Here is a 15448-nt window from a genome sequence, read left to right as displayed (position 1 = left end):
GCTGGCCTATCGCCTTCGCCTAACGCGCCGCAATGTCCAACATCCAGCCCGCCATCAGCCGCCGCTCCGTACTCTGGACATTGGCAGGCTGGACCCTGTGTGCCGCCGTGTTCGCGACCCAGTCCCATGTCGCCGCCACGGTGCGCGGGCAGCCCATTCCATGGGGCGGCGCCTTTGCCGCCTGGTCGGTCTGGGCCGGCGCGTGGGCGGTGCTGACACTCCCCATCCTGCGGCTGGCGGCGCGCGTGCCTTTCGAGCGGCACACGTTCTGGCGCGCACTGGCCGTGCACGCGGCCGGCAGTGTGGCCGCCACCCTGTTCCATATGGCGGTGTACGCGTTCGCCGCGCCACTGGTTGGCGCGCCGGGCTTCAGCACCGACTGGAGCGCGACCTTTTCGCGCCTGCTGGCGACGGCCTTCCTGCCCAGCCTCTCCGTGTACTGGGTGCTGACCTGCGCCATGCAGTTCCTGCGCCTGCAGCAAGCCGTCCATGAACGGGAGCGGCGCCATTTGTCGCTGGAGGCGCAGCTGGCCGAAGCGCGGCTGCTGGCCCTGAAGTCGCAGCTGCAACCGCACTTTTTATTCAATACGCTCAATTCGATCGCCGTGCTGATCGCCGACGACCCGGCCGCGGCGCGGCACATGCTACAGCTCCTGTGCGGGCTGCTGCGCAAGGTACTGGACAGCGACGGCAGCCGCGAAGTCACGCTGCGCGAGGAGCTGGACTTTATCGCCAGCTACCTGGAGATCGAGCAGATCCGTTTCGCCGACCGCCTGAGCTACCACGTCGACGCCGCACCGGATGTCATGCAGGCGCGCGTGCCCAGCCTGGTGCTGCAGCCGCTGGTGGAGAACGCCATCCGCCACGGCGTGGCGCGGCGCGCGCGGCCCGGCCGCATCGTCATCAGCGCGCGCGCCGACAATGGCATGCTGCGCCTGGCCGTGACGGACGATGGCGCCGGCCTGGGCGAGGACATGAAGTGGGGCATCGGGCTGACCAACACGCGCACCCGCCTGCAGCAGATGTTCGGCGCGGACCATGCCTTCCACATCGCCGACAATCCCGGCGGCGGCACCGCGGTGTCGCTGGCGATCCCCTTGCAGGAGGACCCATGCGCATCCGCACGCTGATCGTCGACGACGAGGCACTGGCGCGGCGCGGTATCCGCCAGTACCTCGATGCCGAAACCGATATCGAGGTGGTCGGCGAATGCGGCGATGGCCTGGCGGCGATCGACGCCATCGCGGCGCTGCAGCCGGACCTGGTATTCCTCGACATATCGATGCCGGAAGCCGATGGCTTCGACGTCGTCGCGGCGGTCGGCGCCGACAACATGCCGGCCACCGTTTTCGTCACCGCCTACGACCAGTATGCGGTACGCGCCTTCGAGGTCCACGCGCTCGACTACCTGCTCAAGCCGGTCGAGCCGGAGCGCATGCGCACGGCGCTGGCGCGGGCAAGGGCCCAATTGCCTGCCCGGCCGGACGACCTGGCGGCGCGGGTCGCGGCGGTGCTCGGGGAACTCGGTAGCGGTCCGGCGCGGCGCCACGTGCGGCGCCTGCCGATCAAGAAGGCGGGCCGGGTGATCCTGGTCGATGTCGACGATGTGATGCGATTCGAGGCCACCGGGAACTACATCGAGGTACACACGCGCGAGCGCATGCATTTGCTGCGCGAGACGCTGACCGGCCTGGAAGCGCGGCTGGACCCGAACGGCTTTGTGCGCATATCGCGTTCATGCATCGTCAACGCGCGCCACATCCGCGAGTTGCAGCCGCACTTCAGCGGCGATTTCGTCGTCGTGCTGGCCGACGACAGCGAAGTCCAGGGCAGCCGGCGCTATCGGGACGGCATCGACGCGCTGTTCGGCTGAGCGGCGACTAGCGGCCGGCGGCCAGCAGTTGCATCGGGCCGAACAAGGCCTGCATCTCGGGATTGCTGATGAACGAGAGGTTGTAGGGATGCTCGGCACAGATATGCCCGAAGCGTTCCGATTCCGGCAGCTTTTTCAGCTGCTCCGCAATCTTCCCCCACAGGACCAGTTTCGGCGGCGCGGCCAGGCCGGCCAGCGCCTCCAGGACCGTTTGCAGGAACGGCAGCCAGGCGCGCGCGTCGACCGCCGGCGCGACGTGCGGGCGGAACACCAGCGAGGCATTCAGCAGCAGGAAGCCCTGCGCGGTCAGCTTGCCCTGGAGCTGCGCGAGCGTGGCGATGTAGCGTCCGGCCAGCGCGTCCTGCGCCACGGACGCCATCGCCTCGCCGGCGCACGCGTCCGCACTCAGCGCCCCCTCCGCCACCAGCAGCATCTTCATGAAGTTGCGCAGCGACGTGGCGCGGTTGACCGGCTTTGACAGTCCGGTATCGCACCACAGCGCGTCCACGGCACCGTCCATGAAGCACACGCCCGTCGCACTCTGTTCGCGCGGGTATGGCCCTTCGCCTACCAAGACGTAGCGGACCGCATCCAGCGGCAGCGCGAACGCGGCGAACAGCCGGCCATCGGTCGGCAGGTACTGGTCGGTAGCAAGCGTGCGCAGGTAGTCCGCGTCCATGCGCTCCAGGCCGGCGGCAAGGACCGGGCGCCAGCTGGGGTGGGCGAGCGAGAGTGCGGCGGTGATCTGGTCGGGAATCGGCATAATCGGCGAGGCGGAAAACCAGTCATTCTAGGCGATCCGCGGGACGGAAGGGGACTGTCCCTGCGGGACTGTCCGCGGCCTTTTCGAAACCTGAGGGGGAGTATGTGCCTTCCCCGCAAATGCTCGCGAAAATCAGGGGGGTATATGGCTTCGGGCCCGATTTTGGCGCATACCCCCCCTCCTCACGGCTCTGCCGCGACACGAAAGGCCGGGGACAGTCCCGCAGGGACAGTCCCCCCACGCGTGCGCTGCATTCAGCCGTATGGCGTCATCATTCATAGTCCGGACAACATCAGCAAATGAGGAGGACAAGATGCAAAAAGTATCCGAAGTCATGACGCGTGACGTGAGGACGATTACGCCGCAGGACACGGTGCGCCACGCCGCGCAGATGATGGATGAGCTGAATGTCGGTGCGATCCCCGTGTGCGACGGCGACCGCCTTGTCGGCATGATTACCGACCGCGATATCACCGTGCGCTCGGTGGCAGCGGGCCAGGCGCCCGACCAGACCCGCGTGTCGGATGTGATGAGCACCGACGTGCGCACCGTCTTTGCGGACCAGTCGATCGACGAGGCGCTGGGCAAGATGGGCGATGTGCAGATCCGCCGCGTGCCGGTCATCGACGAGCAGTCGAAGCGCATGGTGGGCATCGTGTCGCTGGGCGACCTGGCGACGCGCGGGCCGGACCGGGGCGTGGAGCAGACGCTGGAGAATATCTCGGCGCCGTCGGAGCCGGATCGCAGCTCGACCCGCCACTAAGCGCCAGCGCGGTTGGGGACTGTCCCCGGAGGGGGACTGTCCGCTGATTTTTTGCGTGCTCAAAGATTTCGCGAGTGCGAAGACTCTCATGCACCGCACTTTTTCCAGGTCAGCCACTGCTCGCATTAAAGATCAGGGGACAGTCCCGTAGGGACAGTCCCCAAAGTCGGGGGACGGTCCCGTAGGGACAGTCCCCAAAGTCGGGGGACGGTCCCGTAGGGACAGTCCCCTTTCTTTATTCAGCGTCGGGTTGTTTGCTGGGGTGGGCGTCCTGGAAGGCGTTCAGCTCCATGCAGGCGCCATGGATGCGCGCGATGGTCGGGTACGGCGACATGTCCACATCGAGGCGCTGGGCGTTGAAGACCTGCGGCACCAGCACGCAATCGGCCATGGTCGGCGTCTCGCCGTGGCAGTAGCGCCCCGTCTCCTTGTCGCGCGCCAGGTGCGCCTCCAGTCCGGCGAAGCCTTCGCGGACCCAGTGGCGGTACCACTCGTTCTTGTCGTCTTCCGACACGCCCAGCTTCTGCACCAGGTAGCGCAGCACGCGCAGGTTGTCGATCGGGTGGATGTCGCACGCGATCATCTGCGAGATGGCGCGCACGCGCGCCCGTCCCGCCGCATCCGCCGGCAGCAGCGGCACGTCCGGGTGCGTCTCGTCCAGGTATTCGATGATGGCAAGCGACTGCGTCAGTGTCAGGTCGCCGTCCTGCAGCGACGGCACCAGCGCGCTCGGGTTGACGGCCCGGTAAGCCTGCTGCCGCTGCTCGCCGCCGTTCTTCACCAGGTGCACCGGCACCGACTCGTAGCCGATGCCCTTGAGGTTCAGCGCGATGCGCACGCGGTAGGCGGCAGAGCTGCGGAAGTAGGTGTAGAGCTTCATCGCGCGCGCTCGACGTACGGTTCCACTTTCTGGTCGATCGCGCCGAAGATGCTGGCGCCGTCCTTGTCGAACATTTCGATGCGCACGGTATCGCCGAATTTCATGAACGGCGTCTTCGGCGAGCCGGTCTCGATGGTCTCGTAGGTGCGCACTTCGGCGATGCAGCAGTAGCCCACGCCGCCGTTGGCGATCGACGAGCCGTTCAGGCTGCCCTGCTTGTTGGAGACGGTGCCCGAGCCGATGATCGAGCCGGCGATGAGCTCACGCGTCTTTGCGGCGTGCGCGACCAGCTGCGCGAAGCTGAACGTCATGTCCTCGCCGGCGTTCGGGCGGCCGAACGGCTGGCCGTTGAGTGTGACGCTGAGCGGCAAACGCAGCTTGCTGTCCTGCCACGCGTCGCCAAGTTCGTCCGGCGACACGGCGACCGGCGAGAACGCGCTCGCAGGCTTGGACTGGAAGAAGCCGAAGCCCTTGGCCAGCTCATTCGGGATCAGGTTGCGCAGCGATACGTCGTTCACCAGCATGACCAGGCGGATCTCCTGCGCAGCGCGTTCGGGCGATGCGCCCATCGGCACGTCGCCGGTGATCACGGCCACTTCCGCTTCCAGGTCCACGCCCCACTCTTCCGACTGCACCGCGATCGGGTCGCGCGGGCCGACGAAGGAATCCGAGCCGCCCTGGTACATCAGCGGGTCGGTATAGAACGATTCCGGCACTTCGGCATTGCGCGCCTTGCGCACCAGCTCCACGTGGTTGATGTAGGCGGAGCCGTCGGCCCACTGGTAGGCGCGCGGCAGTGGCGAGTGGAAGTCCGCTGCGTCGAACGGCTGCGCGGCCAGCGCGGTGCCGTCGTTGAGCATGGCGTAGACCTCGCGCAGGCGCGGCGCGGTGATGTCCCAGTTGTCCAGCGCATGCTGGAGCGACGCGGCGATCTTCGGCACGCGCTGGTAGGTCTTCAGGTCGCGGCTGACCACCACCAGCGAGCCGTCGCGGCCACCGGTTTTCAGTGTTGCGAGTTTCATTCGGGTCCCTTATTCGTGTTGTTCGTGCATCCACGCGGCGTGCTTCGGCGCCTTGCGCGTGACGGCCCATTCATTGAGCATGTCCCATTTGACTTCGTCGAGCTTCTGCATCATCTCGGGCGTGCCGGTATTGGCGGCCAACTCGAGGCGGTGGCCGTTCGGGTCGAAGAAGTAGATGGACTTGAAGATGGTGTGGTTGGTCGGTCCGATGACTTCGATGCCGTCCGCCAGCAGGCGCTCTTTCGCCGCGAGCAGCTCGTCCATCGAGCCGACTTCGAGCGCGAGGTGCTGCACCCACTTGGGCGTGTTCTCGTCGCGGCCCATCGGGGCCTGGGTCGGCAGCTCGAAGAACGCCAGCACGTTGCCCTGGCCTGCGTCGAGGAACACGTGCATGTACGGATCCGGCGCGCCGGTCGACGGAACCTGGTCCTCCGCGATCGCGAGGATGAAGTCCATGTTGAGGTATTTCTGATACCACTCGACGGTCTGTTTAGCGTCGATGCAACGGTAGGCTACGTGATGGATTTTGCTGATCTTCATTGCCTGGCCTCCAAGCTGCCAATAGATGCGAAAGCGCCAATGATACCAACATTTCATCCTTTCAATTAGCCGGGGATGGTCGCATCGGTGACTGTCCACGGCGTGGACAGTCCAACCTATAATTTGCCTCATGTCGCATAACACCATTGAAACCAACCGCCGCATGAACAAGTTCGACAGCCATGACAGCGTGTGGCTGTTCGGTTACGGCTCGCTGATCTACAAGGCGGACTTCCCCTACATCGAGCGGCGCCCGGCGAGCATCGCCAACTGGGCGCGCAGGTTCTGGCAAGGATCGCACGACCACCGCGGCACGCCGGAAGCGCCGGGGCGCGTGGTGACGCTGGTGCCGGAGCCCGGCGCGGTCTGCCACGGCATGGCGTACCTGATCACGCCGGCCGTATTCGCGCACCTGGACTACCGTGAAAAGAACGGCTACCTGCGCTTTGCGTCGGAGATCGTGTTCGACGATGGCGGTAGCGCGGAAGGACTGGTGTATATCGCCACCTCGGACAACGAGGCGTTCCTGGGCGAAGACAGCGAGCAGGCGATTGCGCAGCACATCGCACGTTCGAGCGGGCCAAGCGGGCCTAACCGCGATTACCTGCTGTCGCTGGCGATGGCGCTGCGCGAGATGGGCAAGCACGACCCGCATGTGTTTGAAATCGAGCGGCACCTGGGCGATCTGAAGGACTGAGCGCGCACCACGCCAGTCGATAGGCTCAGTCCCATGCCTAGCCGAAGAGGTCGAGTTGCCCGGTGGCGTTGCCACACTGCTTGGCGGGCGGGGTCGGTACGACCAGCGGACGGCGAAACTGGGAGAAGTCCATCTGCGCGAAACGGTCGTTAGCCTTGTTCATGCCCAGCCGGTCGATGGTCTTCTGGAAGCGTTGACGGATCAGGTCGGCCCAGATGCCTTCGCCGTGCATGCGCTTGCTGAAGTCGCTGTCGTAGTCCTTGCCGCCGCGCATGTCGCGCACGCGGTTCATCACGCGCGCCGCCCGCTCAGGGAAGTGCGCCTCCAGCCATTCCTGGAACAGCGGGTTCACCTCCCACGGCAGGCGCAGCACGACGTAGTGCGCGCTGCGGGCGCCGGCATCGTGTGCCGCTTCCAGGATTTTTTCAATTTCAGGCTCGGTGACGAACGGAATGATCGGGGCGACGCTGACGCTGACCGGAATCCCCGCCGCGGCCATCGTGCGGATCGTACGCAGGCGGCGCGCTGGTGCAGCGGCACGCGGCTCGAGCGTGCGCGAGATGTTGTGGTCGAGCGTGGTCAGCGTAATCGCCACGGCGGCCTGGCTGCGGCTGGCCATGTCGCCCAGCAGGTCGATGTCGCGCTCCATCAGCGAGGATTTGCTGATGAGGCCGACCGGATGCTGGCATTCGTGCAGGACCTCCAGCACGCGGCGCGTGAGGCGCAGCTCGCGCTCGCAGGGCTGGTAGGCATCTGTGTTGACGCCCAGCGCGATCGGCTCGGGCACGTAGGACGGTTTGGCCAACTCACGGCGCAGCAATTCGGGCGCGTTCACTTTGGCGAACAGGCGGCTTTCGAAGTCCAGGCCCGGCGACAAGCCGAGGTAGCTGTGCGTCGGGCGCGCGAAACAGTAAATGCAGCCGTGCTCGCAGCCTCGGTAGGGGTTGAGCGAGACGCCGAACGGCACGTCGGGCGACGCGTTGCGGCTCAGGATGGTCTTGGCGTACTCGTCCGTTACCTGCGTGCGGAACGGCGCCGGCTCGTCATCCTCGTCCTCGTGGTTCCAGCCGTCGTCGAACGACTCCCGGCCGTTGACCTCGTACCTGCCCTGGATGTTGGAGACAGCGCCGCGGCCTTTCCGCGCAGCGAGCGGCTTGGGAGGCAGCATGACCTGCCCCTCGATTCCGTCGTCGTGCGGTGCGGACGCCTCGCGATTTGATACTGTACGCATATACAGTATTCTAGTCCCGTCTCCCGCCCAACACAAGCGCGCGCACAGTCCGTGCGCGGCTCCCCTACCGCCCTGCGAATGCAGCTTGCTGATCGATAAACGCGTCGAATCCGTCCAACAGCGGCCGGACGCTGGCGTCCGGGTCGAGCGCAGCGATGGCGAGCGCGGCCGCCTCCAGCGTCGAGAGCTGATGTTCGGCATGCGCCTTGCGGATCCGGTAGGCCGACGGCGGCACATCGTCCAGCGAGAGCCGAGGCAATGACAGCAGCAAGGGATTCAGGTGCAGCATCTTGCGGCTCTTGCGCCAGGTTCCGTCAAGGACCACCAACCTGACACGGGATGGCTGCGAATGCGGCGCGTAGCGCCCGGCAGCGCTGTCCGTCGGCGGATAGAGCAGCACCGGCGTCCGGCCGCCGGCATACAGCATCGCGCGCAGCGCATCGGGATCGAAGGTCTCGCCGACCGCGATCGCGCTCTGCTCCAGGCACAGGTGAAGCAGCCGTGCGGTTCCCTTGGCGGCGCGCACTTCCATCGGATGTTGCAGGATCAGCACTTCGACCGCGGAATCGACGGGGCGTGCGAAGCCACAGATGCAGGCGCTCAGGGGGCGCAGGCATCGTGGGCATTCGGGACGTCGGGCAGTGGCGGTGTCGGACACGGGAAAAGCGCAGATTGAACCTGCGCATTCTACCCGCCGGCAGCGCGGCCCGGGCTACGGCTTGCGCACGGACTGAAGCGCGCGGCTCCAGGAGACAACCTGGTCGAGCATCGCTTCGACCGATTGAGTGTGGCGCTCGGCCGGCTTGAACGCGGTGTAGTTCTCGAAGTCGCTGAACAGCGACAGCATCACCTGCGCGCGCACGTCCGCCACCTGCAGCTCGCCCATGATCAGGCGCAGTACCTCCACCGCACGCACGCCGCCGGCGCTGCCGTAGCTGACGAAACCGGCCGCCTTGTTGTTCCACTCCGCATACAGGAAGTCGATCGCGTTCTTCAGCGCGGCCGAGGTGCCATGGTTGTATTCCGGGGTCACGAACACAAAGCCGTCGAACCCGGCGATCTTTGCAGCCCAGCGCTTGGTGTGTTCCTTCGAATACTTGCCCTGCGACGGCGGGACCGGCTCGTCGAGCAGCGGCAGGTTGAAGTCGGCGATATCGACCAGCTCGAATCCCGCATCGCCCCGCAGCTTTGCAATTTCCATCACCCAGTTGGCGACATCCAGCGCCTTGCGGCCGGGGCGTGTGCTTCCGACGATCACACCAATTTTTATCATGGCAACTCTCCAAATTGTTGGGGGTGTTGGCCAATTCTATGCAAAAGCGTCATCGCAAAGCGCGCCTTTGCCTGCGGGCCTTCCCGCCCTATCACATACACTCTTTCGCCACAGAAAAATATTTTTCGCCGGAATTGCCAATCGTGTATTGCCCCACGGATTTCTGCTGCATAGAATCAATTTATTCCTTACGGCAACTGACGTGCTGGAGCGCATCATCGACACCTCGGCAATCCGCAGCCTCCTCTCGGCTCGCACCCTGGCTTCCGCAATCGCACTGTGCGCGGCACTGACGCCTTCGTTGTCGGTTCAACAAGAGCTTCCGCTCGATTACCGGCTGAACGAACATGTGGTCCAGATTCCGGCCGGCCCCGGGCATATGTCGATGCTCGAGACCACCGTGTTCAAGCCGAACGGTCCCGGCCCCTTCCCCCTCCTGATCATCAATCATGGCAAGGACCTCGGCCGTCCGTCGGACCAGCCGCGCGACCGCTTCATCCACATGGCGACGGCGTTCGTCAAACGCGGGTACGCCGTGATCGTGCCGATGCGCGAAGGCTTCGCCGCCTCGACCGGCCGCTATCGCGACCACGGTTGCGACATGACCAACAACGGGTACGCGCAGGCGGAGAACATCCGCGATGCGGTCCACTACGCGCGCGCCCAGCCCTGGGTGGACGAGGACCGCATCATCATCGCTGGCCAGTCCTACGGCGGGCTCGCCACGATCGCCCTCGGCACGCACGCGCTGCCCGGTGTGCGCGGCCTGATCAATTTTGCCGGCGGCCTGGCGGACACGGACAAGCGCTGCGACTGGCGCTCCTCGCTGGTCGAGGCGTTCGGAAACTACGGACGCAAGAACATCCTGCCCACGCTGTGGATGTACGGCGTGAACGATTCGCTGTTCGATCCTGAACTGGTGGGGCGCATGCACAATGCCTTCGTCGGAGCCGGCGGGCGCGCGCGCCTGGTGCAGTACGGCGCCTTCAAGCGCGACGCGCACGGCATGGTGTCGAGCCGCGATGGCGAGAAGGTCTGGCTGCCGGAGACCGAACGCTTCCTGAAGCAGATCGGGATGCCGACCGAAGAGGTGTACGCGGTAACGCCGCGCCCCGCCCTGCCGGCGACCAACTATGCATCGGTCGATGATGTGACCGCGGTTCCCTACCTGTCTCGCCAGGGCCGCGTCGCCTACGAGAATTACCTCTCGAAGCAGCAGCCGCGCGCGTTTGCGATCTCCCCGACCGGCGCCTGGAGCTGGGCCGAAGAAGGGGAAGATCCGGAGACCCGCGCGCTGGCCACCTGCCGCCAGAGCAGCAATGCGCCGTGCCGCCTGTACTCGGTCGATAACGCGGTGGTGTGGCAGGACGATGCAGCCAACGCCGGGGCCACGGCGGCGACGGGCAGTTCCGGCGCCGATACCGTCAGCAGCCTTTAACCCGACACGGCCGCCACCCGAGCGAAAGCTCGGGCGGGAACGATGGCTCAGCTACGCGCAGAGAGGGTGGCGGACCAGGCCTTCAGCTGGTCGACGGTGGCGGTGACGCCGCCGCATACCACCACCATCACCTTGTCGAACTGCTCCAGCCGCGGATGGCCGCCGTACGGCAGCGCCAGCGATGCCCCGCACGCCGGCTCCACGACCATGCGGTGGTCCTCGATGAAGCGCATGCAGGCATCCACCGCCGCCTGGTCGGACACGACCACGCTGCGTACATCATGCTCGCGCGTGACCTGCCAGGCCTGGTCCGCGATACGGCGCGCGCCAAGCGAGGTCGCGATACTTGAAATCGAAGGCAGTTCGATGGGCGCTCCCGCAACCATCGCCTGCGCCAGCGAATCCGCGCCCTGCGTCTCGACCGCGATCACCGGCACGTGGCCCATGCCATTGCGGCGCAATCCCTCGACCACGCCGCACATCAATCCGCCGCCGCCCACCGACAGCACCACCGCATCCGGCGTGAATCCGGCGTGCGCGACCTCGTCGATCATGGTGGCGTGTCCTTCCCACAGCAGCGGATCGTCGAACGGGTGGATGAAGGCATCGCGCTCCCCGACCAGCGAGCGGGCCAGCGCGTTCGCTTCCTGGAACGATGCGCCGTGCACGGTCACCTCCGCGCCTTCGCGCCGGATCATCGCGATCGCGCGCGCGCTGCTGGTCTCGGGAACCACGACCAGCACGGGCACGCCGAGCCTGCGGCCGGCGTAGGCCGCGGCAATGCCCGCATTACCGCCGGACGAAGAGATGAAACGGTGCGCGCCCCGCGCCGCATAGCGTTCGCAGGCGTGCCCGATGCCGCGCAGCTTGAAGGAGCCGGATGGCTGCAAGGCCTCCATCTTGAGCCAGACGGATTGGCCGTCACGCGCGGGCAGCGCATGCGATTCGATCAGCGGGGTATGGATGTGCAGTGTCATGCCGACAAGCATAGCGGATTCGCCGGCGCCAGTCAGGATCGCTCAGGCCAGTCCCATGAAGCGGGCGAGGTAAGGCGCGGTCTTGCTCTTGCGGGATGCGGCGACGTCGCGCGGCGAGCCCTGTGCGACGATACGGCCGCCCTCTTCGCCGGCGCCCGGACCGATGTCGATGACCCAGTCGCTAGCCGCGGCCACGCGCATGTCATGCTCGACCACGATCACGGTATTGCCCGCCTCGACCAGCCGGTCGAGCTGCACGATCAGCTTTTCCGAGTCGCTCGGGTGCAGGCCGGTGGTCGGCTCGTCCAGCACGTACAGCATGTTGCCGCGCCCGGCGCGCTGCAGCTCCGTCGCGAGCTTGATGCGCTGGGCTTCGCCGCCGGACAGTTCGGTCGCGGGCTGCCCCAGGCGGAGATAGCCCAGGCCGACCTCGCGCAGCACCTGCAGCGAACGGCTGACCGATTCCTCGCCCTCGAAGAATTCGTAGGCGGCATCGACCGTCATGCCCAGCACTTCGGCAATGTTCCTGTCCTTGTAGCGGACCTCGAGCGTCTTCTCGTTGTAGCGCGCCCCGTGGCAGGTCGGGCACGGCGCGTACACGCTGGGCAGGAACAGCAGCTCCACCATGACGAAGCCCTCTCCCTCGCAATGATCGCAACGGCCCTTGGCGACGTTGAACGAGAACCGGCCCGCATCGTAGCGGCGCGATTTCGCCTCCTTTGTCGCCGCGAACAGCTTGCGCACATGGTCGAACAGGCCCGTATAGGTCGCGAGGTTGGAGCGCGGCGTGCGGCCGATCGGGCGCTGGTCCACACGCACCAGGCGGCGAATCGACTCCAGGCCCGATACGATGTGGCCCTCCAGCGCCAGCTCCGGTTCGTGTTCGAGGTCGCCCGCCTCCTGCGGCTCCGGTTCGCTTTCGTGGCCGAGCGCGCGCGTGACCAGTTCCACCAGCACCTGGCTGACCAGGCTGGACTTGCCGGAGCCCGACACGCCGGTGACGCAGGTGAGCATATTGAGCGGGAAGCGCGCGTTCAGCTGATGCAGGTTGTTGCGGGTGACGCCTTCCAGCGTGAGCCAGGCTTGCGGCCGGCGCGGTTCGCGCGGCGCCGGCGGCGCGTCGACGAACAGGAAGCGCCGCGTCGCCGACGCCTTCACCTTGCGCAGGCCATCCGGCGCGCCGCTGTACAGGACCTGGCCGCCGCCCTCGCCCGCCGCCGGCCCGACATCGACAATCCAGTCGGCGCGCCGGATCACGTCCAACGAGTGTTCAACCACGAACAGCGAATTGCCGGCCGCCTTGAGCTGTGCGAGCGCATCGAGCAGCGCTTCGGTATCGACCGGATGCAGGCCGGCTGACGGCTCGTCCAGCACGTACACCACGCCGAACAGGCTGGACCGCACCTGGGTCGCCAGCCGCAGGCGCTGCAGCTCGCCCGGCGACAGCGTGGGCGTGCTGCGGTCGAGCGACAGGTAGCCGAGTCCCAGCTTGAGCATCACCTCCAGCCGCGCGACCAGGTCGGCGGCGATGCGCTGCGTGACGATGGCTTTTTCGGGATGCTCCGCGTCGGCCTTCGGCTTCTTCACGAACGGTTCCATGATGCGCGCCAGCCGCTTGAGGGGCAGCGAAGACAGCTCGCCGATGTCCATGCCCGCGAACTTGACCGACAACGACTCCGGGCGCAGCCGCTTGCCGTGGCACAGCGGGCACGGCGTGCTGACCATGTAGCGCGCCACGCGCTTTTTCATCGCCGCGCTTTCGGTATTGGCGAAGGTCTGCAGCACATAGCGGCGCGCGCCGCTGAAGGTGCCCTGGTAGCTCGGCGTTTCCTTGCGCCTGAGCGCTGCCTTCACCTCGGGGAGCGAGAAGCCCGCGTACACGGGCACGGTCGGCGTCTCTTCGGTGTACAGGATCCAGTCGCGCGTTTTGCGCGGAAGCTCGCGCCATGGCACATCGACGTCGTGGCCGAGGGTGGTGAGGATGTCGCGCAAATTCTGGCCGTGCCATGCGGGCGGCCACGCTGCCACGGCACGCTCGCGGATGGTCAGCGAATCGTCGGGCACCATCGATGCCTCGGTCGCGTCGTACACGCGGCCAAGGCCATGGCATTCGGGACAGGCGCCGTCGGGCGTGTTCGGTGAAAATGCTTCGGCGTACAGCAGCTCCTGGCCGGGCGGATAGTCGCCGGCGCGCGAATACAGCATGCGCAGGGAATTGGACAGCGTGCTGACGCTGCCGACCGAGGAACGGGTGGTCGGCGAACCGCGCTGCTGCTGCAGCGCGACCGCGGGCGGCAGCCCTTCCACCTCGTCCACCTCGGGCACCGGCATCTGGTGGAACAGGCGGCGCGCATACGGCGACACCGATTCGAGGTAGCGGCGCTGCGCTTCCGCGTACAGGGTGCCGAAAGCGAGCGACGATTTGCCGGAGCCGGACACGCCGGTGAACACGACCAGCGCGTTGCGCGGGATGTCGACGTCGGCGTTCTTCAGGTTATGTTCGCGCGCGCCCCGCACGCGCACCAGGCCGTCGCCATGGCCGCGCTGGTCCTTGGGATCGTTGGCCATGGCGGGGCGCGACGCCTTACTTGCGGAGATACTCGCGCACTGCCTTCACCGATGGGCCGACTGCCTTCACGGCCCGCTCCAGTTCCTCGTCGTTGACGCCCAGTTCGCGCGTCCAGTAGTCGCGCTCCCAGCGCTCGTTGACATTGATGCGCGAACGGTCTTCGGGACCGGCTTTCTGCAGGTTGTCTGCCATGTTGGCCTCCAGTGGAACAGTGATGGCCAAACGTAGCATTTCAACATGGTCGCGTCGGTACGCTCGCTAACCAAGAGCCGCCAACACAAAACGAAAAAGGCCCGGTCTTTCGACTGGGCCTTTCTGTGTTCTGGCTCCCCGACCTGGACTCGAACCAGGGACCTGCGGATTAACAGTCCGTCGCTCTACCGACTGAGCTATCAGGGAATGGAGGCCGAACTATACACGGGCAACTGTGGTTCGTCCAGTGCATTTCGTTAAAAAGCCAGGCTTGCTCAGGGTGCGGGGACCGGCGTCGGTTCCGGCCCGTGGGCGCGGACGGCCCAGAAGGTGCCGGCAATCATCAGGACAATGGCGAGCAGCTCGAACGGGCGCGGCATGCGCTGCTGGTACAGGAAGCCGTACAGGAAGGCGAACAGCGTCTCGGACAGGATCAGGGTGCCGCACAGCGTCACCGGGACGCGGCGGCTGGCGATGTTCCAGAGATGGTTGCCGATCACGGAGGCGCCCAGCGCCAGCAGTGCGTTAGCGATAAAGAAAGTCGTCCAGTTGCGCCCTTCCGCGGCGACCGCCTGCGGTTCGGCCAGGACCGCCTGCAGTCCGAACCACACGACGCCGATCACGAGCGCGATGGCGCCGCTAGAAATGCCGTACAGGAGCGACCATTCGGCGCCGCTGACATGGTCGTTGCGCTTGAGGTAGCGCGCGTTGTCGAGCGCATAATAGGTCCAGCAGGCGAGCGCGCCGATGGCGCAGGCGATGCCGAGCGCTTTCTCCGCCGGGCTGCGGCCGATGGCGGCGGCGCCGAAGACGTCGACGTTCATTGACAGGACCGCGGCGGCAATCATCAGAAGCGGGACGGCCAGGTCCCTGAGGGGCGCGGCGCCCTGGTCGTTACGGCCCATGAGGATCACCGACAGCGGCAACATGCCGACGATCAGCGATGTCGCGGGCACGCCGGCGTGGGTCACTCCGGCAGCCAGGAAGATGTAGTAGACGATGTTGCCGCTCAGGGCCTGGCGGACCATCGCCGCATAATCGTTGGCGTCGAGCTTGGAGAACAGGCGCTTGATCTGGGGCAGCGTAATGCCCAGGGCGATCGCGCCGTAGGCAACGTAGCGGCCGACTGCCAGTTCAAGCGGGGAGAACCCGGGCAGGAGCTCCGGAACCAGGAACACCATGCCCCAGAGGGCGCCCGCCGCCAAACCACTCAGTATTCCTGTCCACATC

At 66.2% G+C, this 15448-nt stretch carries 16 protein-coding genes and 1 tRNA gene; 5 read left to right on the top strand and 12 right to left on the bottom strand.

The genetic code is table 11. The features are described from left to right. Window positions 1–32 precede the first annotated feature (32 nt). Both ACFSQR_RS16835 and ACFSQR_RS16830 read left to right on the top strand, forming a co-directional pair. The gene (locus tag ACFSQR_RS16835) at window positions 33–1130 is read left to right on the top strand and encodes a sensor histidine kinase (RefSeq protein WP_377731150.1); all 1098 of its coding nucleotides are present in this window, start codon (window positions 33–35) and stop codon (window positions 1128–1130) included. Next, window positions 1112–1873 carry a LytR/AlgR family response regulator transcription factor gene (locus ACFSQR_RS16830; RefSeq protein ID WP_377731149.1) on the top strand — a complete coding sequence of 254 codons (762 nt, stop codon included), beginning with the start codon at window positions 1112–1114 and terminating at the stop codon, window positions 1871–1873. Before ACFSQR_RS16835 ends, ACFSQR_RS16830 begins: the two co-directional genes overlap by 19 nt. Window positions 1874–1880: 7 nt before the next feature. Here ACFSQR_RS16830 and ACFSQR_RS16825 read toward each other — a convergent pair whose 3' ends face one another. After that, complete coding sequence (locus tag ACFSQR_RS16825) at window positions 1881–2636, bottom strand: uracil-DNA glycosylase (protein WP_377731148.1); 756 nt, start codon at window positions 2634–2636, stop codon at window positions 1881–1883. A 313-nt stretch (window positions 2637–2949) separates the two neighbouring features. Here ACFSQR_RS16825 and ACFSQR_RS16820 point away from each other — a divergent pair, with 313 nt between their 5' ends. Then, entirely contained in the window at window positions 2950–3399 is a 450-nt protein-coding gene (locus ACFSQR_RS16820; protein WP_377731147.1) for a CBS domain-containing protein, read from the top strand. A 235-nt stretch (window positions 3400–3634) separates the two neighbouring features. Here ACFSQR_RS16820 and maiA read toward each other — a convergent pair whose 3' ends face one another. From maiA to ACFSQR_RS16805, 3 genes are read right to left on the bottom strand one after another with little or no spacing between them, the layout of a single operon-like run. Then, on the bottom strand, window positions 3635–4279 hold the full coding sequence (maiA, locus tag ACFSQR_RS16815; RefSeq protein ID WP_377731146.1) for a maleylacetoacetate isomerase: 645 nt from the start codon (window positions 4277–4279) through the stop codon (window positions 3635–3637). After that, window positions 4276–5301 (bottom strand): fumarylacetoacetate hydrolase family protein, encoded by a 1026-nt coding sequence (locus ACFSQR_RS16810; RefSeq protein ID WP_377731145.1) that lies wholly within the window; start codon window positions 5299–5301, stop codon window positions 4276–4278. Before ACFSQR_RS16810 ends, maiA begins: the two co-directional genes overlap by 4 nt. 9 nt (window positions 5302–5310) lie before the next feature. Next, entirely contained in the window at window positions 5311–5841 is a 531-nt protein-coding gene (locus ACFSQR_RS16805) for a VOC family protein (RefSeq protein ID WP_377731144.1), read from the bottom strand. Window positions 5842–5971: 130 nt separating this feature from the next. On the opposite strand from ACFSQR_RS16805, the gene ACFSQR_RS16800 reads away from it, so the two are divergent. After that, window positions 5972–6538: a gamma-glutamylcyclotransferase gene (locus tag ACFSQR_RS16800; RefSeq protein WP_377731143.1), complete on the top strand. Its 567-nt coding sequence runs from the start codon at window positions 5972–5974 to the stop codon at window positions 6536–6538. Window positions 6539–6575: 37 nt separating this feature from the next. Here ACFSQR_RS16800 and ACFSQR_RS16795 read toward each other — a convergent pair whose 3' ends face one another. From ACFSQR_RS16795 to ACFSQR_RS16785, 3 genes are all read right to left on the bottom strand, one after another. After that, entirely contained in the window at window positions 6576–7706 is a 1131-nt protein-coding gene (locus ACFSQR_RS16795; RefSeq protein ID WP_377731403.1) for a PA0069 family radical SAM protein, read from the bottom strand. A 127-nt stretch (window positions 7707–7833) separates the two neighbouring features. Further along, window positions 7834–8427: a tRNA-uridine aminocarboxypropyltransferase gene (locus ACFSQR_RS16790; protein WP_377731142.1), complete on the bottom strand. Its 594-nt coding sequence runs from the start codon at window positions 8425–8427 to the stop codon at window positions 7834–7836. Window positions 8428–8481: 54 nt separating this feature from the next. Further along, on the bottom strand, window positions 8482–9042 hold the full coding sequence (locus tag ACFSQR_RS16785) for an NADPH-dependent FMN reductase (protein WP_377731140.1): 561 nt from the start codon (window positions 9040–9042) through the stop codon (window positions 8482–8484). A gap of 202 nt (window positions 9043–9244) precedes the next feature. On the opposite strand from ACFSQR_RS16785, the gene ACFSQR_RS16780 reads away from it, so the two are divergent. Next, window positions 9245–10480, top strand: a complete 1236-nt coding sequence (locus tag ACFSQR_RS16780) for a dienelactone hydrolase family protein (protein ID WP_377731139.1) — start codon at window positions 9245–9247, stop codon at window positions 10478–10480. A gap of 47 nt (window positions 10481–10527) precedes the next feature. Here ACFSQR_RS16780 and ACFSQR_RS16775 read toward each other — a convergent pair whose 3' ends face one another. From ACFSQR_RS16775 to ACFSQR_RS16755, 5 genes are all read right to left on the bottom strand, one after another. Further along, a complete protein-coding gene (locus ACFSQR_RS16775) occupies window positions 10528–11457 on the bottom strand; it encodes a pyridoxal-phosphate dependent enzyme (RefSeq protein ID WP_377731138.1) in 930 nt (309 codons plus the stop codon). A 42-nt stretch (window positions 11458–11499) separates the two neighbouring features. Next, on the bottom strand, window positions 11500–14025 hold the full coding sequence (locus ACFSQR_RS16770) for an excinuclease ABC subunit A (protein WP_377731137.1): 2526 nt from the start codon (window positions 14023–14025) through the stop codon (window positions 11500–11502). 16 nt (window positions 14026–14041) lie between these two features. After that, window positions 14042–14218, bottom strand: coding sequence for a DUF3606 domain-containing protein (locus ACFSQR_RS16765; protein ID WP_377731135.1), 177 nt, complete (start codon window positions 14216–14218; stop codon window positions 14042–14044). Between the two features lie 131 nt (window positions 14219–14349). After that, window positions 14350–14425, bottom strand: a tRNA-Asn gene (locus ACFSQR_RS16760). A 68-nt stretch (window positions 14426–14493) separates the two neighbouring features. Next, on the bottom strand, window positions 14494–15447 hold the full coding sequence (locus ACFSQR_RS16755) for a DMT family transporter (protein WP_377731134.1): 954 nt from the start codon (window positions 15445–15447) through the stop codon (window positions 14494–14496). Window position 15448 lies beyond the last annotated feature (1 nt).

Source organism: Pseudoduganella sp. GCM10020061 (assembly GCF_042683405.1).
Classification (GTDB): Bacteria; Pseudomonadota; Gammaproteobacteria; order Burkholderiales; family Burkholderiaceae_D; genus Telluria.
The sequence above is the reverse complement of the archived record's forward strand: the minus strand, read 5'-3'. Positions and strand labels throughout refer to the sequence as shown.

Bases quoted from the DNA above. Each gene is read 5' to 3' on its own strand.
- ACFSQR_RS16835 (WP_377731150.1), top strand. From the start codon at position 33: ATGTCCAACATCCAGCCCGCCATCAGCCGCCGCTCCGTACTCTGGACA.
- ACFSQR_RS16830 (WP_377731149.1), top strand. From the start codon at position 1,112: ATGCGCATCCGCACGCTGATCGTCGACGACGAGGCACTGGCGCGGCGC.
- ACFSQR_RS16825 (WP_377731148.1), bottom strand. From the start codon at position 2,636: ATGCCGATTCCCGACCAGATCACCGCCGCACTCTCGCTCGCCCACCCC.
- ACFSQR_RS16820 (WP_377731147.1), top strand. From the start codon at position 2,950: ATGCAAAAAGTATCCGAAGTCATGACGCGTGACGTGAGGACGATTACG.
- maiA (WP_377731146.1), bottom strand. From the start codon at position 4,279: ATGAAGCTCTACACCTACTTCCGCAGCTCTGCCGCCTACCGCGTGCGC.
- ACFSQR_RS16810 (WP_377731145.1), bottom strand. From the start codon at position 5,301: ATGAAACTCGCAACACTGAAAACCGGTGGCCGCGACGGCTCGCTGGTG.
- ACFSQR_RS16805 (WP_377731144.1), bottom strand. From the start codon at position 5,841: ATGAAGATCAGCAAAATCCATCACGTAGCCTACCGTTGCATCGACGCT.
- ACFSQR_RS16800 (WP_377731143.1), top strand. From the start codon at position 5,972: ATGTCGCATAACACCATTGAAACCAACCGCCGCATGAACAAGTTCGAC.
- ACFSQR_RS16795 (WP_377731403.1), bottom strand. From the start codon at position 7,706: ATGCTGCCTCCCAAGCCGCTCGCTGCGCGGAAAGGCCGCGGCGCTGTC.
- ACFSQR_RS16785 (WP_377731140.1), bottom strand. From the start codon at position 9,042: ATGATAAAAATTGGTGTGATCGTCGGAAGCACACGCCCCGGCCGCAAG.
- ACFSQR_RS16775 (WP_377731138.1), bottom strand. From the start codon at position 11,457: ATGACACTGCACATCCATACCCCGCTGATCGAATCGCATGCGCTGCCC.
- ACFSQR_RS16770 (WP_377731137.1), bottom strand. From the start codon at position 14,025: ATGGCCAACGATCCCAAGGACCAGCGCGGCCATGGCGACGGCCTGGTG.
- ACFSQR_RS16765 (WP_377731135.1), bottom strand. From the start codon at position 14,218: ATGGCAGACAACCTGCAGAAAGCCGGTCCCGAAGACCGTTCGCGCATC.
- ACFSQR_RS16755 (WP_377731134.1), bottom strand. From the start codon at position 15,447: ATGTGGACAGGAATACTGAGTGGTTTGGCGGCGGGCGCCCTCTGGGGC.